The sequence below is a fragment of the Nocardioides sp. Bht2 genome (genome assembly GCF_047308515.1).
In the GTDB taxonomy this organism is placed as follows: Bacteria; Actinomycetota; Actinomycetes; order Propionibacteriales; family Nocardioidaceae; genus Nocardioides.
This window is the reverse complement of the sequence record NZ_JBLBWI010000023.1, coordinates 1-21,990: the sequence shown is the minus strand read 5'-3', so window position 1 is coordinate 21,990 and position 21,990 is coordinate 1. Positions and strand designations below refer to the sequence as shown.

The following is a 21,990-nucleotide window of genomic DNA, read 5'->3' as shown; positions in this document are numbered from 1 at the left end:
CCGACGAGCCCTATGACTTCCTTCGAGACCCCCACCCGCGACCGCAGGTTACTGCTCGCCGTCGATGCGCCGTCGCTGTTGCACCGCAACCACCACGCGCGGGCCTACACCGACCACCGGGACCGTTCGCATCGCCCGGCCTGGGCCCTGCACGGCATGCTGCGCCAGATCCTGGAGTCGATCGACGCCTTCGCCCCGGACGCCGTGATCTTCGGGCTCGACGACCGCACCCAGTCCCGGCGCGAGGAGTTCTATCCGGAGTACAAGGCCGGTCGCCCGCCCAAGGATCCTCTGCTGATCGAGCAACTGGACCGGGCCGGCGGGATGCTGGACGCACTCGGGTTGGCCACGCTGACTCCGGAGGGGCTGGAGGCCGACGACGTGAACGCCTCCGCAGCGACCTGGGCCGGAGCCAACGGTTGGGACTGCGTGATCATCACCTCCGACCGCGACTCGTTCGCACACATCAGCGACCACACCCAGGTGCTCCGCCTGATCAACGGCGGCATCCACGCCTCGCCGTTGCTCAACCCCAAGCGCCTCGAGGTGATGTACGGGGTCGCGGCCAGCAACTACCTCGCCTACGCGGCACTCCGTGGCGACAGCAGCGACAACCTGCCCGGCGTCAACGGGATCGGCGAGAAGACCGCAGCACTCCTGTTGGCGGCGATGGGCTCGATGCAGGAGGTCTGGGCCGACATCGACCACGCCGGCGGCGAGAACCTGGTCGCCGCGATCGACTCCTGGTGCGCCGAGAACGGCCAACGCCGCCTGGGCAGCATGCTGCGCAAGCGGCTGACCGAACCGGGCGCCCGGGAGCGGTACGACTTCAACATCGCGATCATGTCCGGGCGCGACGACCTCGACCTCGGACTCACCCCCGACCGCCCCGGCAGCCCCGGACTCCTCCCCCTCGACTACGAACGGGTCGCTCGCGTCGTCGGGCACCTCAACTTCCAGTCGACCACCGACCTGGCGCTCCGGGTTCTCACCGAACCGCCAGCGTCGGTGGGCTGACTCAACCGGTCACAGCTCGACCGGCTTCGGCTGCCGGACGAAGAGGGCGATCACCACGGCGACCACCGAGATCCCGGAACCCCAGATGAAGGCGGTGTGGACGCCGTCGGCGAACGCCAGGACGGGATCGGCCTGGCCGTCCTCGATCGCCGCGGTGGTGCCGCGGGTCATCAGGGTGATGAAGAGCGCGGTACCGATCGCGCCCGCCACCTGCTGGGCGGTCGAGATGATCGCGGAGCCGTGCGAGTAGAGATGCGGCGGCAGCGAACCGAGCGCCGAGGTCATCAACGGCGTGAAGATGAAGGCCAGACCGATGTGCAGGATCACGTGGTAGACCACGATCTCGCCGCGCCCGCTGCCGGCGTCGAGCCCGGTCATCAGGAAGAGACCGATCGCGACCACCAGAGCGCCGGGCGCCACCAACGGCCGCGGGCCGACCTTGTCGAAGAGCATCCCGACGACCGGCGCCAGCAGGCCCATCGCCAACCCACCCGGGAGCATCAGAAGACCGGTCTGCAGGGTGGAGAGGTCGAGAACGTCCTGCAGGTAGAGCGGAAGCAGGATCAGGGTGCCGAAGAGCGCCATCATGCTGGCACTGACCAGGAGCACGGCCAACGCGAACGAGCCCGAGCCGAAGGCGCGGAGGTCGAGGAGGGCCTGACCCTTTAGCGTCAGTTGACGCCAGATGAAGACCGCCAGCGCGACCGCACCGATGGTGACCGGGATCCACGGCGTGACCAACGGGTCGTGCTCGCCCGCGGCCTCGCCGATCAGGGAGAGACCCCAGATCAGGCCACCGAAGGCCAACACCGAGAGCAGCACCGAGAACGGGTCGAGGTGGGCGGGGCGCGGCTCACTGACGTTGCGCACCCACAGCGAACCGAGGACCAGCGAGAGCACGGCGATCGGCAGGACCAGCCAGAACATCCACCGCCAGCTGAGCTGGTCGAGGATCACGCCGGAGATGGTCGGACCGACGGCCGGAGCCACCGAGATCACGATGGAGACGACGCCCATCATCTGACCGCGCTTGGCGGGCGGCACGATGGTCATGATCGTGGTCATCAGCAACGGCATCATCAGCGCCGTGCCGACAGCCTGGACCACGCGGGCGAGCACCAGCACTCCGAAGACCGGGGCCAGTGCGGCCAACAACGTGCCCAGGGTGAACGCCGACATCGCGATGACGAACAGGGTCCGGACCGAGAGCCGCGCCATCAACCAACCGGTGGTCGGGATGACGACGGCCATCGTCAGCAGGAAGCCGGTGGTCAGCCACTGGCCGGCACTGGCGGAGACCTCGAACTCGTCCATCAACGGACGCAGCGCGACGCCCATCACCGTCTCGTTGAGGATCACTACGAATGCGGAGCCGACCAGCAGGGCGATCAGGCGCGCGGCACCGGGTGGCAGGTGGGCCGCTTCGGCGGCACCGTTGTCGGCTGTCGGGCCGGCTGCCGAGGTGCTGGCTGAGGGGGTCGGGGGTGCGGCGGGGGCGTCCGTGCCCTGCGCAGTGGAGGTCATCGAGCGGTTGCTCCTCGGTCGTCTTCAACAATGTGCCACGATATTGTGTCACTCACTGCCAATTGGGCAGTACTTGTCAGCTGTGTGGCGATGGCCACACCAGGAAGGCGGAGGAGCCGATGACTGAGTCCACCAGCGCCGTTCCCAGCCCGTCGCTGCGCGAACGCCGCCGTCATCAGACCGAGTCCGAGATCTGCCGGAGCGCGCTCGATCTCTTCGAGCGGTTCGGCGTCGCTGCGACCACCGTCGAACAGATCGCCGAGGCAGCCGGCGTCTCCGCCCGGACGGTCTTCCGCTATTTCCCGCACAAGGAGGACGCCGCCCTGGTCCCCCACCGCGACATCGAGGCGACCGTCACCCGACGCCTCGCCGCCTTCGACGGGACTGCTCCCCTGCTACCCCAGCTTGAGCAGATGTGGGAAGAGATCCTGACCGGCTTCGACAACGGCGACAGCGACTCCGGTCGCCAGATGCTCCGGGTCTGGTGCCTGATCTCGCAGGAGCCGACCCTGCTCGCAGCCTCCCTGCGCGCCGAGGCCGAGCGGATGGAGCAGACGGTCGCCGTGCTCCGCGAGGCGCTCGGCACCGACGCCGACGACCTCCGGCCCCGGCTCGCCGCCGAGAGTCTCTCCACCCTCGGCCGGGTCACCATCGAGACCTGGGCAGCACGTCGGGCCGCGGGACGCGACGTCGACCTGCTCGACACCTTCCGCCAAGCCCGCGAGGCCGCCCACCGGCTCATCGAGTGACCCGCGCGGACGACGTAGGCTCACAAGGTGCAGCCTCACCTGAGTCACCAGTTCGCCGATGCCCTGCCCGCGCTCGCATTGCCCTGGCAGGCGGAGCCGCCGGTGCGCCCGACCTTGCTGGCGCTCAATACGACGCTCGCCGACGAACTCGGGTTGGACGCCGACTGGCTGGCCACCCCTGACGGCGTCGCCCTCCTGACCGGTGCACAACTCCCGACGGACGCAGCCCCGGTCGCTCAGGCCTACTCGGGCCACCAGTTCGGCGGCTTCTCTCCGCGACTCGGCGATGGCCGGGCCCTCCTCCTCGGTGAGCTGACCACGCCAGGCGGCCCGCGCGACCTGCACCTCAAGGGCTCCGGTCGCACCCCGTTCGCCCGTGGCGGAGATGGTCGCGCCGTCGTCGGACCGATGCTCCGCGAGTTCCTGGTCAGTGAGGCGATGGCCGCGCTCCGGATCCCCACCACCCGGTCCCTCGCGGTCGTCGGTACGGGACATCTGGTGCAACGCGAACAACCTATGCCGGGCGCGGTCCTGGCCCGGGTCGCGGCGAGTCACCTCCGGGTCGGCTCGTTCCAATTCGCGCGCGCCACCGGCGACCTCGACCTGCTGCGCGCGCTCGCCGATCACGCGATCGCCCGGCACTACCCGCAACTCGCAGCGGCCGACCAGCCGCACCTTGCGCTCTACCGCCAAGTGATCGCCGCCCAGGCGGAGCTGATCGCGGACTGGATGGCGGTCGGCTTCGTGCACGGAGTGATGAACACCGACAACATGACGGTCTCCGGCGAGACCATCGACTACGGGCCCTGCGCCTTCGTCGAGGGCTACCAGTCCGATGCGGTCTTCAGCTCGATCGACGAGACCGGTCGCTACGCCTACGCCAACCAGCCCGTGATCGCCCAGTGGAACCTGGCCCGGTTCGCCGAGGCGATCCTGCCGCTCCTCGACGCCGACGAGTCGACCGCGATCACCCGTGCCACCGATGCCCTCAACGAGTTCGGGCCGGCGTACCGCGCCGCCTGGCTCGACCGGATGCGGGCGAAGCTCGGGATCTCTGCCGACGCTCCCGCCGAGCAGGTGGCCGAGTTGGCCGAGTCGCTGCACGCACTGCTCGAGGAGAGCCGCGCGGACTGGACCCTGAGCTTCCGCAGCCTGGCTGCCGCAGCACGGGGCGACGCCGAACCGCTGCGGGCGAGAATGCTCGACCTACCGGGAGTCGACGCCTGGCTGGAGCGGTGGCGTTCCGCTGCGCCGAGCGCAGAACTGATCGAGGCGACGAACCCGCTCTACGTGCCCCGCAACCATCTCGCGGATGCAGCACTGCGCGCCGCAGAGGCCGGAGACCTGGCGCCTTTCCATCGACTGCTGGCGGCGGTCCGGGCACCGTTCGCCGAACAGGACGGCGTCGATGATCTGGCCGAGCCTGGAACGGCTGAGTTCGCTGCCGGCTTCCGGACCTTCTGCGGCACCTGAGCCTGCTCAGGCCAACAACACCAGGCCGCCGAGTGCCCAGAGCCAGGAGACGAACGAGCCGACCAGGAAGTACTCGGTGACGTCGTCGATGCTTGGCCCGGAGGTCGCGTCACGGTGCGCCTGGAGCTCAGGCCAACGCAGCAGCCCCTTCGCCGCGATCACGATGCTGGCCGCGGTGGCATGACCCGCAACACCGAGGCCGACGATGAAGATCCGCTCCATCGGCCCGAGCAGACGACCGCCCTTGAGAGTGTTCGCAGCTCCTGGGCCCTTGCTGGGGTTGACCGTACCGGTCGCGGCGAGCACCAGACGCACGATCACGTTGCCGGTCGACATCTGGGCGACCAGCACGGCAAGCAGCAGCAACACCTGCTGCGGGTCGCGTTCGTCCAGGATCGGCAGTGGCGTGCTCCGCACCCAGTCTGCGAACGGGCCACCTACCGGCCCGGCCTGCTGGGCTAGCAGTACGAGCAGGAGCGCCATGCTCGCGTAGCCGGCCAGCGCGGCCCAGGCCTGCTGACGCCCGAAGCTGTAGGTGACCAGGTAGCCCCAGCCGGCGACCGCGGCACAGAGCGCGACCAGCATGGCGAGGTCCGCACCGGTGACGAGCCCGGCGAGCAGCGCCACCGCCAGGGTGCCGAAGGCGCCGAGTGCGGACGGCAGGTGCCGGCTCGGGCGCGCCGAGTGGGCCAGGTCGACCAACCCCGCTCCGAGCAACCAGAGGGCTATCCAGCTCATCGTTCCTCCTTGCTGTGGGTCGTGGCTGGGGAGGCCTCGCCGTCGGAGGCCCAGACCTGATCCGCGACCACCAACGCCCCGAGGCCGTCGGTACGGATCCGTTGCGAGACCGCGGACGGGCTGATCTGGAGTCGTTCGGCGATCTCCCGCTGGGTCTCTCCGTCCAGCAGACCACGGAGTACCGACACAGCTCGGGGCGACAAGCGCGCGATCGCCTGATCCCGGAGGCTGAGCGCGGCCCCGAACGCGCCCGCCATCCCCGGAGGCAACGGGCTCTGCGACGCCACCTTCAGCCTGGTCCGGACCCAACCTGTCGCCGGTCGCTGCTGCAGGTCGTGAACCGTCTCGATCGCCGCGCGGGCGGCCCACCAGCCTGGACCGTCCTCGACCCGGGGCTCCTGCTGGAGCTCGGTGACCTCCCCCCAGCCGAGGCCGTGGCGGACGTCGTAGACATCGGCGATCCGCACGGTGAGCGCGAGCGCTGCCCTCGCCGCCGAGCCGAGGTCGGCGAAGGCGCCCTGATACTCGTCACCCAAGGTGATCCGCAGCGGGATGGTGGGCCGGAAGGTCGTGTTCACCTCGTCCAGCGCAGCCGACAGCACCCGGTGCAGGTCGGCCCGGTCGGCGGCGGCGCGTGATGCCACCACGTCGCCGATCAGCGTTGCTTGGATCGCCACTTCATCTCACCTCAAATGAAGGTTATCACTTCATCAGGCGCCAAATGAAGCTAATTCCTTCATTTCAGTCGTCGGCGAGCACGACCACCCGGTCACCCGCAACCGGGGTCAGGGCCCAGGACTTCGCCGGGTTGACCGCCACCCCGAAGCCCGCTTCGGCCCGCTCGCTGTCCGCAGCCGTGCGGTAACCGAGAGCGGTCTGACCACGCCGGGAGGCCGCAGCGACCACCGTCGCGTAGTTCACCTCGACATCGAGCTGGAGGTAGTCCTCGACGGGACGCAGATAGATCTCGGCACCATCTGCGTCCAGCAGGTCGGCGAAGACGGCCTCCAGGCGTCGGCTCTCCGAGAGCTGGGAGAGGATCAGGCTGAGGATCTCGTCCGAGACGATCACGTCGTCGACATGCGCGATCTGGGCCAGCGCCCGGTTCCGGTCGTCCAGCATCTCGCTGACCACCGACGGCCTCTCCCCCTTGCTCCGTTCACCGATCAACTCCCGCAGGTGGAGCAGGCTGACCAGCGTCCGGGCGTCGGCCTGCTGGGTGGGCAGGTCGTCGGAGTAGCAGAGCACGATCACCTGGTCGCAGCCGGCGACGTCGAGAGGCGCCAACGTGGCCCGCTCGGCCGTCCGCCCCTGACGCACCGAGGCGCTCAGGTTGACGAGCGACGGGAACTGCGGTTCACCGAACTCGGTGACCACCTCTAGGACCGAACCGGGCTCCGCGTACTGATCGAGCTCGCGGACCACAGAGACGGCCCGCTCGTTCCATCCGAGTACCAGGATCCTCGACGGCTTCTCGGCCACCGGCGTCCGGTCCGTGAAGGCCGCCTCATGGATCAACGCGGTACTCCGCGCCAGGGTGCCCAGGGCGGAGTCGTCCTCGGCGACCACGACGATCTCACCGGCGCCGATCGGCGTCAAGGACGGCGGGTTGAGCCGCACCGCACCATCAGCCTCAACCACACCGATCACCGAGGCCGACTCGTAGGCCGCGACGGCGTCCGCGTACGTACCGCCCGCCAGCGCCGGGTCCTGGTGGAAGTAGATCTCGTCGCCGGAGAAGTCGAAGAGCTCGGTGTAGACCGCCGCTGCGCCGGACTGGCGCGCGGTCTGCACGATCAACCTCGCGATGGTCTCGCGCTTGTCGACGATCACGGTTCGGGTGCCGCCGACCAGACGCGCCGCCTCCAGGTTCTGCGGGTCCTGGATCTCGGCCACCACATGCGGTTCGTCGGTGGCGTCCAGAGAGAGCGCCATCAGAGTCTTGATCACCTCGGTGTCGGGGTCGTCGCCACCGGGCGACAGGACGATCACCGAGCGCGCGGCGGTGTGGTTGACCAGTTGCAGGTCACCGAGGTCGAGCGGCGAGCCGGTCCGACAGACCACCCGGGTACCGCCGAGGTCGCCACACTTCTCCCGGATCTCCTCCTCCATCTCGACCTTGTCGCGGTCGGAGAGGACCACCACGGCAGGGCGGCGACGGGACTCGTTGGCGATCGACAACTCCCGGATGATCGCGAAGACCGCGTCGCTCCAGCCCAGTACGACGGTGTGGTCGGTCTCGATCACCAGCGAACGGCCGCGGCGCAGTTCCTCCAGCCGAGCGTCGATCCCGGTCGCGATCACACCGATCAAGGCGCTGACGATGAAGAGCCCGGCAACGGTGAGCAGGAGCATGGTGATCAGGAACGCGGCGCCGCCCGAGTCGCCGGCGACCGTGCCGGGGTCGAGGGCGTGCATCAGGCTGTTGAACATCTGCCGGAAGAAGCCGGGACGTGCACCGTCCTCGCCTTCGGGTGCCCAGTGCGTGATCAGGGTGAAGAGACTGAAGGCAAGAACCAGGGCCAGGGTCAGTACCGCGAGCCACCCCACCAACGCCGAGGTCCCCCGCGACATCGTGGCGTCGAACCAGTACCGCAGCCGCGCACCCCGCGTGGGCCGCGGATGCGGACGACCCCGTTCCGTGCTCGAGGCCTTCATCGCCTGGGTGGTCCTCGCGCGCAGACGCCGTCCGGTCGATCCCATCTTCACCTCACCGCTGGGTTGCCCGGTCACCGAGAATCGCCACGGTGGCAACGGGAGAACGCCGCGACGCTGTACGCAGCATGGCGTATCGGTACACGCTGCGGGTGAGGGTTCTAGACCACCCCTGCGCTGGTCCTCCTACTCCCAGAAGACCTGGTCGACGACGGCGCGAGCGCGGCGGGTGATCCGGAGGTAGTCGTTGACCATCTCGTCACTCTGCCCTGGCTGATAGCCGAGAACGGCGGCCACACCGGCACGTTCACGGGGGTCGCGCGGCATCGAGTCGGCAGCCCGACCCCGCACCAACGTGACGGCATTGCGTACCGCGCTCACCCGGCACCAGGCTTCGCGCAGCGCTTCGGCGTCGTCGGTGCTGAGCAGGTCGGCCTGCTCCGCCGCCGCGAGCGCTTCGACGGTGCGTGGTGTCCGCAACCCAGGTACGACAGCTGCGTGGCGAAGCTGCAGCAACTGCACCGTCCACTCGATATCGGCCAACCCGCCGCGCCCGAGTTTGAGGTGGGTATGCGGATCGGCACCGCGTGGGAGGCGCTCCTCGTCGACCCGCGCCTTGATCCGCCGGACCTCGCGCACCTGATCGACGTCGAGCCCGTCCGCCGGGAACCGGAACGGGTCGATCATCGCCGTGAAGCGTTCCCGAAGCCCCGGATCCCCGACCACCGGATCGGCGCGCAACAGTGCCTGGAACTCCCAGAGCTCCGACCACCGCGCGTAGTAGCTGGCATAGGCGTCCAGGCTCCGCACCAACGGGCCCTGCTTCCCCTCCGGACGCAGGTCGGCGTCGATCTCGAGGCCAGGGTCGCTGGCCGGCATCGCCAGCATCCGCCGCAGCTCCAGGGCAACCTGTTGGGCGTAGGTGGCTGCTTGCCGCGGATCACCGCCCGGCACCGGGTCATGGACGAACATGACGTCCGCGTCGCTGCCGTAGGAGAGTTCGAAGCCGCCGTAGCGTCCCATCCCGATGATCGCCAGACGGGTCGGCGCAGCGCTCAGCCCCATCCGGGAGGTCACCGCCCGTTCCGCGACCTCCAAGGTCGCCTCCAGCGCAGCGGTGGTCAGGTGGGCGAGCCCGGCCCCCACCCCCAACACGTCGTTGACGCCGACCAGCTCGCCGACCGAGATCCGCAGCAGCTCGCGTCGGCGCACCGCCCGGATCGCCCTGGCCGCCTCGTCGGGTTGGCCCTGCCGCCGTGCCGAGGCGACCATCTCGGCCAGCACTGCGTCGGTCGTCCGTGGCGCAAGCTCCTCGGCCAACACCTTGACGCCGTTGGGTTCGCGCTCGAGCAGATCGGTCGCGTACCGCGAGGTCGCCAGCACCCGGGCCAAACGCTGCGCCACCTCACCCTCGTCTCGCAGCAGGCGCAGGTACCAGGGCGTGCGGCCCAGCGCCTCACTGATCCGTCGGAACCCCCAGAGCCCGGCGTCCGGGTCGGGGGCGTCGGCGAACCACTCCAACATCACCGGCAGCAGCGCACGCTGGATCGCGGCGGTCCGCGACACTCCCCCGGTCATCGCACCCAGATGCCGCAGAGCGGCCCGAGGGTCGGCGTAGCCCAACGCGGCCAGGCGGCGTTCTGCCTGTTCCTCACTGAGCGTCACCGGATCGTCGGTCAGCTTCGCCACCGCTCCCAACAACGGACGGTAGAAGAGCTTCTCGTGCAGCCGCCTGACCTCACGCCGATGGTGCCGCCACTGTGCACCGAGGCCACCGATCGGGTCCTTGAGGTGACCGAGGGAACGCCCCAACCGACGCAACGAGGCGTCGTCGTCGGGCAGCACGTGGGTGCGGCGAAGATCGAAGAGCTGGATGCGATGTTCCAACGTACGTAGGAAGAAGTACGCCTCGTGCATCGTCTGGCCGTCCGCACGACCGACGTAGCCGCCCTCGATCAACTCGTGCAACGCACTCAACGTGGTCGGCGCGTGGATCGACTCGTCGTTGCGACCATGGACCAGTTGCAGCAGTTGAACGGCGAACTCCACGTCGCGCAGGCCCCCGGAGCCCAGCTTCAGCTGACGTTCCGCCTGTGCGGGCGGGAGGTGGTCGACCACCCGGCGCCGCATCGACTGAACGTCTTCGACGAAGTCATCGCGGCTCGACGCCGCCCAGACCAGGGGCGTCACCATCTCCAGGTACGCGGCCCCCAGGGCTGCATCGCCGGCGACGAATCGCGCCTTGAGCAGGGCCTGGAACTCCCAGGTCTTCGCCCAGCGTTCGTAGTAGCTCTGGTGGCTGGCCAGGGTCCGCACCAGCGGGCCGTTCTTTCCCTCGGGTCGCAGTCCGGCGTCGACCGGCCAGATCGCGCCCTCGCCGGTGTGTTCCGAGCAGATCCGGATCACCTGCGCCGCCAACTGGGTGCCGGCCCGAAGCGCTATGTCGTCGGCGGCGTCCGGTGCCGGTGCATGGACGAAGATGACGTCGACGTCACTGACGTAGTTGAGTTCGTGGCCCCCGCACTTGCCCATCGCGATCACCGCGAGCCGCACGCTCCTCGCCGCGTCGCCTACCCGAGCCCGTGCGATCGCCAACGCAGCCTCCAGCGTGCCCGCCGCCAGGTCCGACAACTCCGCGGCGACGTCGTCGACGCGTGCATCGTGGGCCAGGTCGCGGGCTGCCAGCCGGAGCAGGATCCTGCGGTACTCGACCCGGAGCGCGTCGAGCGCCTTCACCTCGCTCGACTCCGCGACCGGCTCCGAACCGCCCGGGTCAGCCCCGACGGCGCGCAGTAGGTCGGCCCGCATCGCGAACGCGGGCGCCCGGGTGGAACCCAGCGTCGGGTCCTGCAACTCCCGCCATTGCTCGGGATGGCGGACCAGGTGGTCGCCCAGCGCATTGCTCGCACCGAGCACCCGGAGCAGCCGCATCGCTGTGCCTTCGTCGGCGGCGAGGGCGGCCAGCATGGCATCGCGGTCGGAGACCGCTTCGGCGAGCCGGTTCAACCCGCGTAACGCGAGGTCCGGGTCGGCGCTGCGCCCGAGCAGGGCACGCAGGGGCTCGGCGTACACCCCCAGCAGAGCCAGGCCGGCCTGGGCATCATCGATCTCCTGGAAACCGAGAGCCCCCAGGGCTGTGCGCGAGTTACCGGGTACGGGTCGGTTCATCGCGCACCATCCGCTCAGAGAACGGGCAGCATCCGGTCGCGCTCCCAGACCGAGACCTGACCCCGGTACTCCTCCCACTCCGCACGCTTGTTGCGGAGGAAGAAGTCGTAGACGTGCTCACCCAGCGTCTCGGCGAGAAGCTCGGAGTTCTCCGCCACCCGAATCGCTTCGTAGAGGGTCTTGGGCAGGGGCTCGATGCCGAGTGCCTTGCGCTCGCGCTCATTGAGCGACCACACGTCGTCCTCGGCCTCGGGCGGGAGCTCGTAGCCGTGCTCGATGCCCTTCATCCCGGCCGCCAGGATCACGGCGAAGGCGAGGTAAGGGTTGCAGGCGGGATCGATGGTGCGCAGCTCGACGCGGGCCGACTGGCCCTTGTTCGGCTTGTACATGGGAACCCGGACCATCGCGGACCGGTTGTTGTGCCCCCAGCAGATGTAGGCCGGCGCCTCGCCGCCACCGATCAACCGCTTGTAGGAGTTCACCCACTGGTTGGTCAGCGCGGTGATCTCCGGGGCGTGCCGCAGGATGCCGGCGATGAACTGGCGACCTGTCTGGCTGAGCTGGTACTCCGCGCCGGCCTCGAAGAAGGCGTTGCGGTCACCTTCGAAGAGCGAGACGTGGGTGTGCATGCCGGAACCGGGGTGGGTGGTGAACGGCTTGGGCATGAAGGAGGCCCACATGCCCTGGCTCAACGCCACCTCGCGGACCACGGTCCGGAAGGTCATGATGTTGTCGGCGGTGCTCAACGCGTCGGCGTAGCGCAGGTCGATCTCCTGCTGACCGGGGCCGCCTTCGTGGTGGCTGAACTCGACCGAGATGCCCATTGCTTCCAGCATCGTGATCGCCTCGCGGCGGAAGTCCGAGCCGAAGGACTGCGCGGTGTGGTCGAAGTAGCCGCTGCGGTCCACCGGTACCGGCTCGACGCCCTGCTGCGGGGTGTCCTTGAAGAGGTAGAACTCGATCTCGGGGTGGGTGTAGAAGGTGAACCCCTTCTCCGCCGCGGAGCTGAGCGCGCGCTTCAGCACGTAGCGCGGGTCCGCGTACGACGGGCTTCCGTCCGGCATCGCGATGTCGCAGAACATCCGCGCGGTGCTGGGGCCCTCGCCCCGCCACGGCAGGATCTGGAACGTCGTCGGGTCCGGCTTGGCCAGCATGTCCGACTCGTAGACCCGAGCGAAGCCCTCGATCGCGGAGCCGTCGAAGCCGATGCCCTCCTCGAAGGCGCCTTCGAGCTCGGCCGGGGCGACCGCCACCGACTTGAGGAAGCCCTGCACGTCGGTGAACCACAACCGCACGAACCGGACGTCACGCTCTTCAAGAGCGCGGAGCACGAAGTCTTCCTGCTTACCCATGGGGACAACTATGTCTTATTGCGTGTTACGGGCGCATGACGACCCGAACTGCCTCCCCGGGGAAAACTGAGACTCACCCGAGGTGACTAGTCGTCGTCCCCACCGAGGTGGTTGTACTCGACGTCGGCGATGGTCGGCCGGCCACGGTTACAGAAGACCTCGATCTCGATCGACCGGGAGCCGTTGCTGAAGACCGCGTCGACGTCGTCGTCGGGTCCACGTTCCACACTGATCGTGCGCCAACCGCGCGCGGTGTCCGGGATCGCCTTGACCCCGTAGGCGTAGACGCCCTCGCAGGCCACCACGAAGGTCCCGAACTCCTTACGGAACCTGGCCTCCACCCGTGGCAACCCCGACGGGATCTCCGTGGGACGGACCGAGCCTTCGGCGACCTCGGCGTTGCGCACGACCTCGTTGCCCAGCGGACCCCGTCCGCGGATCGAGGCGCCCACACTGGAGACCGTGATCACCCCGATCGTCACCAGAACGACCGCTGCCGCGACCCACGCCACTATCCACTTCCACTTCGTTCCCACCGCTCCATTGTGGCGGGCGTTGGGGCTGCGGTTCGCTATCTGATGGTTAAGGTCCGGCTAAGGGGCCGGGCGCATGCACCTCCCGCGCCCGGCGAGGCGCTAGCGTCGGGGTGTGGCGCATCTGCTGGTGATTGAGGACGACGACCGGATCAGGTCCCTGGTGCTGCGCAGTCTGCGCGAGCGCGGACATGCCGTGGACTCCGCCGCCACCGGGATGACCGGTCTGAACGCGGCATTGGAGACCCGGCCCGATCTGGTCGTCCTCGACCTCGGGCTCCCCGACATCGACGGCACCCAGGTCCTCGCGATGATCCGCGCCGTCAGCGAGGTCCCGGTGATCATCGCCAGCGCCCGCGACGACGACCCGTCCCTGGTCAGCGCGCTGGACGCCGGCGCCGATGACTACGTGGTGAAGCCCTATACGAGTACGCAGTTGGAGGCTCGGATCCGCGCGGTCCTTCGCCGCACCCAGACCGACGCCGGTGTCCGGGCCGAGGTGGTCGTCGGTGGTCTGCGGATCGACATCCGTGGCCGCCACGCCACCCTGGACGGCGCGCGCATCGACCTGAGTCCGCGTGAGTTCGATCTACTGCTCCACCTGGCCGAGCACGCCGGCGACGTCGTCACCAAGCGCGAGTTGCTCACCCAGGTCTGGCAGCAGCCCTGGGGCGGTAGCGAGAAGACCGTCGACGTCCACCTCTCCTGGTTGCGTCGCAAACTGGGCGAGACCGCCGACGACCCCCGCTATCTGACGACGGTGCGCGGGGTCGGCGTCCGGCTCAGCGCCCCGGCGGAGTAGCCGATGCGTCGCAGTCTGCGTCTGACCGTCGGCGCCACCGTGGCGGTCGTCCTCCTGGCTCTGTTGATCCCGCTCGCCGTCCTGGTCCGCAGCTACGCCCTGGAGGATCGGCTCTCCCGGGCAGCGCTCGAGGTGCAGGCGACCGAGTCGGTGGTCTCCGGTCAGGCCCAGGACATGGGCGCGGTGGCGCACTACCTGGACCGGATCAACGAGGCGAACCCCGGGATCATCACCACCGTCTACTACCCGCCGTCGACCGAGCACCCCGACGGGCTGATCGTCGGGCCGGACGCGACCGCGGAGGACGGCCGGATCCGCGAGGCCCGGCGTACCGGCCAGGCCCGGATCGACGATGTCGACGGTGGCGCGGAGTTCCTGGTTCCGGTCTCCTTGGGCGGCGTCAACGCCCGCCCCGAGAACACGCCGGTGGTCCGGGTCCAGGTCTATGAGGAGTCGTTCCCGTCACCGGTCCACCGGGCCTGGCTGATCCTCGGCCTGCTGGGCCTGGTCGTCTTCGCCGCCGCGATGCTGTTGGCCGACCGGCTCGGACGGTCCTTCGTCCAGCCGATCCGCTCCCTGGCTCAACGCGCGCAGGAGTTGGGCACCGGTGGTCCCCTCCCGGAGATCACGGTGGAGGGTCCGCAGGAGGTGGCCGAGCTCGGTGCAGCCCTGAACCGGCTGGTGGTCCGGATCGAGGGCCTCCTGGAGCGCGAACGTGAAGGCGTGGCCGACCTTTCACACCGGCTGCGGACGCCGATCACCGCACTCCGCCTGGGCGTCGACGGGCTCCGCGACGGCACCGAGCGTGAGCGATTGAGTACCGACCTGGACCGGCTGCAGGCGATGGTCGACGACGTCGTCCGCGAAGCGCGGCGCGGCCAGCGTGAAGGACTGATCGCGGCCGCCGACGCCGTTGCCGCGGTCCGTGATCGCTGCGCGTTCTGGGAGCCGCTCGCCGAGGACCAGCGCCGCGCCTTCCTGGTCGAGACGGCGCCGGCGCCGGTGCTGGTGGCGGTCAGCGCCGAGGACGTCGCGGCGATGGTCGACGTGCTGCTGGACAACGTCTTCAGTCATACCCCTGACGGCGCAGGCATCACCGTCGCGTTGACCGCACGGCCCGGCGGCGGCGCAGTCCTGGTGGTCGCCGACGACGGCCCCGGTTTCCCGGCCGACGTGGACGTAAGCGCCCGTGGCGCCAGCGGTGCCGGCTCCACGGGCCTGGGCCTGTCGATCGTCTCCCGGACCGCAGCGGCGTCCGGGGGTTCGGTGACCATCGACCGTTCCGGCCGTCCCGGTGCACGCGTCAGGGTGGAACTGGGACCACCTCAGTAGTCCCAGCCCCACCCTGGATGCGAAGTCGGTCAGCGGAAGCGGATGGTCCGGACCACGGACTTCTTGCTGCCGACCTTGGTGATCTTCACCTTGAACGTGTCGCTGCCCGCGGTGTTGGGCCGGAACCGCTCCAGCTCGACGTCACCCTCGCGGTCAGCGGTGCGGGTGGTCTTCACGAAACGCTTGCCGTCGTGCCAGAGCACGACCTTCCACTTGCTGCCGGGCTTGGCGAAGTCGACGTCCACCGAGACCTCGTAGCCGCGGCCTTCGCGGTCCACGCTGAACTCGTAGTGGGCGCCGGCGTAGCGGCCTTCGCGGTCGACCTCGGGGCCGGCGTTGGCGGCGTTGGCTGCCGGCGCGGCGAGGATCAGCGAGGCGGGGAGTGCGAGTGCGCCTGCTGCTGCGGCGCTGAGACGGGTGAAACGGTTCATGACGACGTTCCCTTCAATGGAATGCGTACGGGGCTACGGGGTGACCGTTGGGTCAGTGGGTGAGTTCCACCCGGCACTGCCGGGTGCCGACGGGGCCGAACTCGGCGACGTAGGTCGCCGACTTCTTGGCCGCGGCGTCGATGTCGACGTCGATCTCGGCCTCGTCGTCGGCGATCCGGACGCCGCTGTAAAGCAGCTGGCCGTCCTGGCTGAGCGAGACGCTCCACTCCTCGCCGACCGATGCGGCCAGGAGTTCGAGGTTGAGCTCGACGGTGTCGTTCTCCTCCGCCTCGACCTCGAACTCGTAGTTGGCGGTCGTGCAGGTGCCGTTGCGGACGACGTCGTTGTCGTCGGCGACGGCCCAGACGGCGCCGCCGGCTACCAGTCCGACGACGGCGACTCCTGCGGCACCGATCGCCAGGTGGCGGGGACGGATGCTCATTGCGGTACTCCTCACTGCGGCCTTGGTGTGAACAGATCGCCCGTTGTTGATCGGCGATGTCCCCAAGGTTTTCGCAGTGCCCGCTAACTGCGGATCAGCGCAACATTAAGCCTGCGCTAAGCCTGGAACGAGCTCCGTACCCGAGCCAGTTCGGCGAGCCAGGCGGTCGCCGAGGCGTCGGAGGGCATCCGCCAATCCCCGCGCGGCGACATCGTCCCTCCGGCCGAGACCTTCGGGCCGTTGGGCAGCGCGGACCGCTTGAACTGGCTGGAGAAGAACCGTCGGACGAAGACCTCCAACCAGTCCACGATCACCGGCAGGTCATAGGCGACCTGACGGTGATCCTCGATGCCGGGCGGCCACTCACCGGAGTCGGCGTCACGCCACGCATGCCAGGAGAGGAAGGCGATCCGGGACGGGCGGGCCCCCTGGCGCAGCACGTGCCAGAGGGTGAAGTCCTGCAGCGCGTAAGGGCCGACCGAGTCCTCGGTCGCCTGCGGCTTGGCGCCTTCGGTGGTCGGGATCAGCTCGGGGGTGATCTCCTGGGCGAGGATCTCGGCCAGCACCTCGCGGATCTCGGCAGCGTGCTCTGAGGCGTCGAACTGTCCGGAGCTGATCACCCAACGGATCAGGTGCTGGATCAGGGTCTTCGGCACTCCCCCATTGACGTTGTAGTGCGACATCTGGTCGCCGACGCCGTAGGTACACCAGCCCAAGGCCAACTCCGACAGGTCTCCGGTGCCGAGCACGATGCCGCCGCGATGGTTGGCCAACCGGAAGAGATAGTCGGTCCGTAGCCCGGCCTGGACGTTCTCGAAGGTCACGTCGTAGACCGGTTCACCGTCGGCGTACGGGTGCTCCAGTCCGGCCAGCATCTGTTCGGCAGCCGGCTTGATGTCCAACTCCGCGAACGTGACGCCGAGGGCCTGCGAGAGCCTGGTGGCGTACGACTTGCTGGTGTCGCCGGTGGCGAAGCCCGGCATCGTGAACGCGTGGATGTCGGCGCGCGGACGGCCGAGGCGGTCCATCGCCTTGGCGGCGACGATCAACGCGTGCGTGGAGTCCAGGCCGCCGGAGACCCCGATCACGACCTTGGGGTGACCGATCGCAGCGAGCCGCTGCTCCAGGCCGGAGACCTGGATGTTGTACGCCTCGTAGCAGTCCAGCGCGAGCCGGTCCGCGTCGTCAGGGACGAACGGGAAGCGATCCACCTTGCGCAGCAGGCCAATGTCCCCGGTCGGCGGGCTGAGCGCGAACTCGACCGTGCGGAACCGCACCCGGTCCGCATGGGTGCGCCGGTTGTCGTCGAAGGTGCCCTGGCGCAGCCGTTCCTGACGGAGCCGGTCGAGGTCGATGTCGGCGACGCTGCGTTGTGCGGTGTGCGGGAACCGCTCGGTCTCGGCGAGCAGGTCGCCGAGCTCGTAGATCATCGTCTGGCCGTCCCAGGAGAGGTCGGTCGTCGACTCCCCCTGGCCCGCTGCCGCGTAGAGGTAGGCCGCGGAGCAGCGCGCACTGGCACTGCGGACCATCAGCCGGCGGTCCTCGGCCCGCGCCACGGTGATCGGCGAACCGGAGAGGTTGACCAGGACCTGGGCCCCCGCCAACGCCGCTTCGGCGCTCGGTGGGATCGGCACCCACATGTCTTCACAGACCTCGACGTGGAAGGTCAGGCCGCGGACGTCGCTGGCGGAGAAGATCAGGTCGGGACCGAACGGCACCTCGACACCGTTGAGGGTGATCGTGCTGTCGCGCCGGTCGTCGCCCGGTGCGAACCAACGCCGCTCGTAGAACTCCCGGTAGGTCGGCAGGTAGGACTTCGGCGCGACGCCGAGCACCGCACCGGCGTGGATCACCACCGCGCAGTTCAGCACCCGGTTGCCCTGCACCAGCGGTGCGCCGACGACCAGCACCGTGCGCAGCTCCCGGCTGGCCTCGACCAACCGAGCGATCGCGGCCTCGACTCCTTCGAGCAGGGTGTCCTGCAGGAAGAGGTCGTCGATGGAGTAGCCCGAAAGGCTCAGCTCCGGGAAGACCGCCAGCGCGACGCCCTGTTCGTGACAGGCGACCGCTTCCGCCAGCACCGCACTCGCGCAGGCATCCGGATCTGCGATCGTGACCGGGATGGTGCAGGCGGCAACGCGGGCGAAACCGTGAGCGTAGGCGCTGTAGAAGTCCACGCCGGTGAGTCTAGTGACCGGCCGCCGTGGTGACCCTCCCCACACTGCGGAACGGGCCGTTTGCGGACTAGCCTTTGAACCGATCCGTGGACTCCGTCATGGGAGCTGCGAGAACACGAGGGAGAGTCGCGATGAGCGAGTCGAAGGGCAACAACGAAGTTGCCGCACCGTACGGCACCGGCGCAGCGGCTGCGTCGACCATCCCGGTGAAGAAGGTACGTACCCATCACCTGCGGGAGATGAAGGAGCGTGGCGAGAAGATCACCATGCTCACCGCCTACGACATGTACACCGCCGCCACGTTCGACGAGGCCGGGATCGACATGCTGCTGGTCGGCGACAGTGCTTCCAACAACGTTCTCGGCAACGACACCTCGCTGCCGATCACGGTCGATGAGCTGATCCCGATGACCCGTGCGGTGGCCCTCTCCGCCAAGCGCGCCATGGTCGTCGCGGACCTCCCGTTCGGTTCCTACCAGGCGTCGCCGGAGCAGGGCTATCTGACCGCGGTGCGCTTCATGAAGGAGGCCCGGGCCCACTGCGTGAAGCTTGAGGGCGGCGCCGAGATGGCCCCGGTGATCACCAAGCTCACCCAGGGCGGCATCCCCGTCGTGGCGCACATCGGCTTCACCCCGCAGAGCGAGCACACCCTCGGCGGGTACCGGGTTCAGGGCCGCGGCGAGACCGCGGAGCGGATCAAGGCCGACGCCCGCGCCGTCCAGGCTGCAGGCGCGTTCGCGGTGGTGATGGAGATGGTCCCGGCCGACGTCGCGGGTGAGATCAGCCGCGAGCTCGAGATCCCCACCATCGGCATCGGCGCCGGCAACCAGTGCGATGGCCAGGTGCTCGTCTGGCAGGACGCCTTCGGCCTGCGAACCGGCCGGATGGCGAAGTTCGTCAAGCAGTACGCCGACGTCCACCAGGCCCTGCTCGACGGCGCCAAGGCGTACGCCGACGACGTCAAGGGCGGAACTTTCCCGGGCCCCGAACACTCCTTCTGAGCTCAATGTGACCTCTCGGTTCACAATTCGGACGCCGAACTGCCGAGAGGTCACATTGAGTTGACGTTCAGGCGGTCCAGCCGAGCCAGGCACCACCGGCGTTGATGAAGCTGAACCAGAAGGCGACCGCGAAGGCCGCGAGCCAGGGCAGGCGCATCGGATGCGGGGTCCACCAGCGACAGGCCACTACGAAGAGCACCAGCCAGAGCAGGATCAGCAGCGCTACCGCCCACCAAGGAGCCAGCAGCACGCTGGCGCCGTACAGGAAGAGGGCGCAGGCGAGGCCACCCATACCGATGAAAGGCCAGGGCGAGATCTTCTGGTTGGGCACGCCCTGACCGTAGCGGCTTTACTCCGCCGATTCCTCGTTGTTGTCGTTCCAGTCGGGGTCGTTGTCCCAGGAGTCGTTGCGCTCGGCGACCTTGTCCAGCGCACGTGCGGCTTCGGCCTCGCTGGCGTACGGCCCGAGCCGGTCGGCGTTGCGGCAGCCGTCGCGGGGCTCGACGGTGTGGTGCTTGAGACAGAACCAGTACTCGGTGTCCATGCTGCCGAAACTACACTCGTGGCCATGTCCACGTCTTCGGTCGTCGCCGGCCGCATCTCGCCCCGCCGTCCGGTCCCCGCCTCGATCGCACGCCCGGAGTACGTCGACCGCGAGGCCCCGGAGCGGTTCACCGGCAGCGAGGTCAAGGACGCCGAGACGATCGAGAAGATGCGGATCGCCGGTCGTCTCGCCGCGCAGGCGCGCGAGGAGGTCGGCCGCGCCGTCGTTCCCGGCGTCACCACCGACGAACTGGACCGGATCGGCCACGAGTTCCTCTGCGACCACGGCGCGTACCCTTCCACGCTCGGTTACCGCGGGTTCCCGAAGTCGTTGTGCTCGTCGGTCAACGAGGTGGTCTGCCATGGCATCCCGGACGACCGGGTCGTCCAGGACGGCGACATCGTGAACATCGACATCACCGCCTTCATCGGCGGCGTGCACGGAGACACCAACGCCACCTTCTTGGCCGGCGACGTCGACGAGGAGACACGACTCCTGGTGGAGCGGACCAAGACCGCACTGGAGCGCGGCATCAAGGCCGTGAAGCCCGGTCGGCGGATCGACATCATCGGGCGGGTGATCGAGGCCTACGCCAAGCGGTTCAACTACGGCGTGGTCCGCGAGTTCACCGGCCACGGGATCGGCACGCACTTCCACTCCGGCCTGGTCGTGCCGCACTACGACGAGTCCGGCTACGACGACGAGATCCGGCCCGGGATGACCTTCACCATCGAGCCGATGCTCAACCTGGGCACTCACGAGTGGGAGATGTGGGACGACGGGTGGACCGTCGTCACCAAGGATCTCCGTCGGAGTGCCCAGTTCGAGCACACCCTTCTGGTCACCGAGGACGGCGCCGAAGTACTGACCAACCCCTAGCTCAATGTGACCTCACGGTTCACAAATCGGACCGAACCCAGCCCTCAGGTCACATTGAGCTGCTGAGACGCTCGACCCGGAGCACCGAAAGCTCGTGCTCGGGGTCGCCCGACATGACGGCGGCGAGCCGCAGGTGCGGGAGCGCGGCGTCGTAGTTCGACTGGCGCTCGTGAACCCGGCCCAACATGAACCGGACCCAGCTGTCGGTCGGGTCGATCTCGACCAGGCGCTCAAGCTCCTCGCGAGCCTTGTCGAGCTGGACCCGGATGAACCAGGCCCAGGCACGCAGGCTGCGCAGGCCGTAGTTGTCGGGCTCCAACTCCAGGGCAGGCTCCAGGATCTCCAGTGCCTGAGCCGGATCGCGCTGGATCAGCAACTCGTGGGCAACCCGGTAGGCCGACGCCGGGTCCCGCTGGTCGGGGAAGACGATCGAAGGCGGCTGCAACATGTCCATGGCGGCTCAACGCCGGACGCCGCTGCAAGATTCCCGCGCCCGCTGCCCTAGGCTGGTGGGCGCGGAAGGGCTGGCCGGGCGGCCGCGGCGGAGCCTCACAAGGGCGGCGTCGAGGAAGGTCCGGGCTCCACAGGGCACGGTGGTGGGTAACACCCACCCGGGGTGACCCGCGGGACAGTGCCACAGAGAACAGACCGCCTGCGGGTTGTTCTTCGGAACAGTCGAGCAGGTAAGGGTGAAACGGTGGTGTAAGAGACCACCAGTGCCCTGGGTGACCAGGGCAGCTAGGTAAACCCCACCGGGAGCAAGATCAAGAAGCTGTCCTCCTCGGAGGACAGTGCGCACACGTTCGAGGGCTGCTCGCCCGAGTGTGCGGGTAGATCGCACGAGGCCGGCGGCAACGTCGGTCCCAGATGGATGGTCGCCAACCAGGACGGTCGCAAGGCCCCCTGGCGAACAGAACCCGGCCTATGAGCCAGCCCTTCCGCTTTTAGGCCTCTGACCTGCATGAACAGTTTGTGGAGCCGGTCAGATCGGCCCAAAGTCCGCGAAAAGTCCGGAACATCTCTCGTTTCCATAATTCGATGGCGGGAAACGGACATGGTGCGCACCAGCTGCGGCGACCTAGGCGTCCCTCCTCCTTCCTCTACAGGCAACACCCGGCGGGTCTGCCCCCGGTCTGGTTGACACTCGGGGTGTGCGGTAGTCAGGCCGCGTCT

Annotated in this window: 20 protein-coding genes and 1 other RNA gene; 8 read left to right on the top strand and 13 right to left on the bottom strand. The window is 68.7% G+C overall.

Annotated elements, in window-relative coordinates; translation table 11 throughout:
- Positions 1-12 precede the first annotated feature (12 nt).
- Positions 13-1,017 (top strand): 5'-3' exonuclease, encoded by a 1,005-nt coding sequence (locus tag ACLM5J_RS19515; protein ID WP_413658339.1) that lies wholly within the window; start codon positions 13-15, stop codon positions 1,015-1,017.
- A 9-nt stretch (positions 1,018-1,026) separates the two neighbouring features.
- Here the strand turns inward: ACLM5J_RS19515 and ACLM5J_RS19510 are convergent, their stop codons facing one another.
- Complete coding sequence (locus ACLM5J_RS19510) at positions 1,027-2,541, bottom strand: MDR family MFS transporter (protein WP_413658338.1); 1,515 nt, start codon at positions 2,539-2,541, stop codon at positions 1,027-1,029.
- Between the two features lie 119 nt (positions 2,542-2,660).
- Between ACLM5J_RS19510 and ACLM5J_RS19505 the strand changes: the two genes are divergently transcribed.
- Positions 2,661-3,290, top strand: coding sequence for a TetR/AcrR family transcriptional regulator (locus ACLM5J_RS19505; RefSeq protein WP_413658337.1), 630 nt, complete (start codon positions 2,661-2,663; stop codon positions 3,288-3,290).
- A 27-nt stretch (positions 3,291-3,317) separates the two neighbouring features.
- Positions 3,318-4,763: a protein adenylyltransferase SelO gene (locus ACLM5J_RS19500; RefSeq protein ID WP_413658336.1), complete on the top strand. Its 1,446-nt coding sequence runs from the start codon at positions 3,318-3,320 to the stop codon at positions 4,761-4,763.
- 6 nt (positions 4,764-4,769) lie between these two features.
- Here the strand turns inward: ACLM5J_RS19500 and ACLM5J_RS19495 are convergent, their stop codons facing one another.
- From ACLM5J_RS19495 to ACLM5J_RS19470, 6 genes are all read right to left on the bottom strand, one after another.
- Complete coding sequence (locus tag ACLM5J_RS19495) at positions 4,770-5,501, bottom strand: hypothetical protein (protein WP_413658335.1); 732 nt, start codon at positions 5,499-5,501, stop codon at positions 4,770-4,772.
- The gene (locus ACLM5J_RS19490; protein ID WP_413658334.1) at positions 5,498-6,178 is read right to left on the bottom strand and encodes a SatD family protein; all 681 of its coding nucleotides are present in this window, start codon (positions 6,176-6,178) and stop codon (positions 5,498-5,500) included. Before ACLM5J_RS19490 ends, ACLM5J_RS19495 begins: the two co-directional genes overlap by 4 nt.
- Before the next feature lie 64 nt (positions 6,179-6,242).
- Positions 6,243-8,234, bottom strand: coding sequence for a CASTOR/POLLUX-related putative ion channel (locus ACLM5J_RS19485; RefSeq protein WP_413658333.1), 1,992 nt, complete (start codon positions 8,232-8,234; stop codon positions 6,243-6,245).
- Positions 8,235-8,342: 108 nt separating this feature from the next.
- Entirely contained in the window at positions 8,343-11,324 is a 2,982-nt protein-coding gene (locus tag ACLM5J_RS19480; protein ID WP_413658332.1) for a bifunctional [glutamine synthetase] adenylyltransferase/[glutamine synthetase]-adenylyl-L-tyrosine phosphorylase, read from the bottom strand.
- A gap of 14 nt (positions 11,325-11,338) precedes the next feature.
- Positions 11,339-12,676, bottom strand: a complete 1,338-nt coding sequence (locus ACLM5J_RS19475; protein ID WP_413658331.1) for a glutamine synthetase family protein — start codon at positions 12,674-12,676, stop codon at positions 11,339-11,341.
- An 86-nt stretch (positions 12,677-12,762) separates the two neighbouring features.
- Positions 12,763-13,212, bottom strand: coding sequence for a hypothetical protein (locus tag ACLM5J_RS19470; RefSeq protein WP_413658330.1), 450 nt, complete (start codon positions 13,210-13,212; stop codon positions 12,763-12,765).
- Positions 13,213-13,324: 112 nt separating this feature from the next.
- On the opposite strand from ACLM5J_RS19470, the gene ACLM5J_RS19465 reads away from it, so the two are divergent.
- Together ACLM5J_RS19465 and ACLM5J_RS19460 are read left to right on the top strand one after the other, a co-directional pair.
- Entirely contained in the window at positions 13,325-14,011 is a 687-nt protein-coding gene (locus ACLM5J_RS19465; RefSeq protein WP_413658329.1) for a response regulator transcription factor, read from the top strand.
- A gap of 3 nt (positions 14,012-14,014) precedes the next feature.
- Complete coding sequence (locus tag ACLM5J_RS19460) at positions 14,015-15,343, top strand: ATP-binding protein (protein WP_413658328.1); 1,329 nt, start codon at positions 14,015-14,017, stop codon at positions 15,341-15,343.
- Between the two features lie 29 nt (positions 15,344-15,372).
- Here the strand turns inward: ACLM5J_RS19460 and ACLM5J_RS19455 are convergent, their stop codons facing one another.
- The 3 genes from ACLM5J_RS19455 to ACLM5J_RS19445 all read right to left on the bottom strand — a co-directional run bounded on the left by ACLM5J_RS19455 (position 15,373) and on the right by ACLM5J_RS19445 (position 18,393).
- A complete protein-coding gene (locus ACLM5J_RS19455) occupies positions 15,373-15,774 on the bottom strand; it encodes a hypothetical protein (RefSeq protein WP_413658327.1) in 402 nt (133 codons plus the stop codon).
- A 52-nt stretch (positions 15,775-15,826) separates the two neighbouring features.
- Positions 15,827-16,216 carry a hypothetical protein gene (locus ACLM5J_RS19450; protein ID WP_413658326.1) on the bottom strand — a complete coding sequence of 130 codons (390 nt, stop codon included), beginning with the start codon at positions 16,214-16,216 and terminating at the stop codon, positions 15,827-15,829.
- A 116-nt stretch (positions 16,217-16,332) separates the two neighbouring features.
- Positions 16,333-18,393: an NAD(+) synthase gene (locus ACLM5J_RS19445; RefSeq protein ID WP_413658325.1), complete on the bottom strand. Its 2,061-nt coding sequence runs from the start codon at positions 18,391-18,393 to the stop codon at positions 16,333-16,335.
- Between the two features lie 131 nt (positions 18,394-18,524).
- On the opposite strand from ACLM5J_RS19445, the gene panB reads away from it, so the two are divergent.
- Positions 18,525-19,394, top strand: a complete 870-nt coding sequence (gene panB / locus ACLM5J_RS19440) for a 3-methyl-2-oxobutanoate hydroxymethyltransferase (protein ID WP_413658324.1) — start codon at positions 18,525-18,527, stop codon at positions 19,392-19,394.
- A 67-nt stretch (positions 19,395-19,461) separates the two neighbouring features.
- Here the strand turns inward: panB and ACLM5J_RS19435 are convergent, their stop codons facing one another.
- Complete coding sequence (locus ACLM5J_RS19435) at positions 19,462-19,725, bottom strand: hypothetical protein (RefSeq protein WP_413658323.1); 264 nt, start codon at positions 19,723-19,725, stop codon at positions 19,462-19,464.
- A gap of 18 nt (positions 19,726-19,743) precedes the next feature.
- Complete coding sequence (locus tag ACLM5J_RS19430; RefSeq protein ID WP_413658322.1) at positions 19,744-19,938, bottom strand: hypothetical protein; 195 nt, start codon at positions 19,936-19,938, stop codon at positions 19,744-19,746.
- A 24-nt stretch (positions 19,939-19,962) separates the two neighbouring features.
- On the opposite strand from ACLM5J_RS19430, the gene map reads away from it, so the two are divergent.
- The gene (map, locus tag ACLM5J_RS19425) at positions 19,963-20,817 is read left to right on the top strand and encodes a type I methionyl aminopeptidase (protein WP_413658321.1); all 855 of its coding nucleotides are present in this window, start codon (positions 19,963-19,965) and stop codon (positions 20,815-20,817) included.
- A 49-nt stretch (positions 20,818-20,866) separates the two neighbouring features.
- Here the strand turns inward: map and ACLM5J_RS19420 are convergent, their stop codons facing one another.
- Positions 20,867-21,265, bottom strand: coding sequence for a tetratricopeptide repeat protein (locus ACLM5J_RS19420; protein WP_413658320.1), 399 nt, complete (start codon positions 21,263-21,265; stop codon positions 20,867-20,869).
- Between the two features lie 72 nt (positions 21,266-21,337).
- Here ACLM5J_RS19420 and rnpB point away from each other — a divergent pair.
- Positions 21,338-21,758, top strand: an RNA gene (gene rnpB, locus ACLM5J_RS19415) — RNase P RNA component class A.
- The last annotated feature ends 232 nt before the right edge of the window (positions 21,759-21,990 follow it).

Bases quoted from the DNA above. Each gene is read 5' to 3' on its own strand.
- ACLM5J_RS19515 (WP_413658339.1), top strand. From the start codon at position 13: ATGACTTCCTTCGAGACCCCCACCCGCGACCGCAGGTTACTGCTCGCC.
- ACLM5J_RS19510 (WP_413658338.1), bottom strand. From the start codon at position 2,541: ATGACCTCCACTGCGCAGGGCACGGACGCCCCCGCCGCACCCCCGACC.
- ACLM5J_RS19505 (WP_413658337.1), top strand. From the start codon at position 2,661: ATGACTGAGTCCACCAGCGCCGTTCCCAGCCCGTCGCTGCGCGAACGC.
- ACLM5J_RS19495 (WP_413658335.1), bottom strand. From the start codon at position 5,501: ATGAGCTGGATAGCCCTCTGGTTGCTCGGAGCGGGGTTGGTCGACCTG.
- ACLM5J_RS19480 (WP_413658332.1), bottom strand. From the start codon at position 11,324: ATGAACCGACCCGTACCCGGTAACTCGCGCACAGCCCTGGGGGCTCTC.
- ACLM5J_RS19475 (WP_413658331.1), bottom strand. From the start codon at position 12,676: ATGGGTAAGCAGGAAGACTTCGTGCTCCGCGCTCTTGAAGAGCGTGAC.
- ACLM5J_RS19460 (WP_413658328.1), top strand. From the start codon at position 14,015: ATGCGTCGCAGTCTGCGTCTGACCGTCGGCGCCACCGTGGCGGTCGTC.
- ACLM5J_RS19455 (WP_413658327.1), bottom strand. From the start codon at position 15,774: ATGAACCGTTTCACCCGTCTCAGCGCCGCAGCAGCAGGCGCACTCGCA.
- ACLM5J_RS19450 (WP_413658326.1), bottom strand. From the start codon at position 16,216: ATGAGCATCCGTCCCCGCCACCTGGCGATCGGTGCCGCAGGAGTCGCC.
- panB (WP_413658324.1), top strand. From the start codon at position 18,525: ATGAGCGAGTCGAAGGGCAACAACGAAGTTGCCGCACCGTACGGCACC.
- ACLM5J_RS19430 (WP_413658322.1), bottom strand. From the start codon at position 19,938: ATGGACACCGAGTACTGGTTCTGTCTCAAGCACCACACCGTCGAGCCC.
- map (WP_413658321.1), top strand. From the start codon at position 19,963: ATGTCCACGTCTTCGGTCGTCGCCGGCCGCATCTCGCCCCGCCGTCCG.
- ACLM5J_RS19420 (WP_413658320.1), bottom strand. From the start codon at position 21,265: ATGTTGCAGCCGCCTTCGATCGTCTTCCCCGACCAGCGGGACCCGGCG.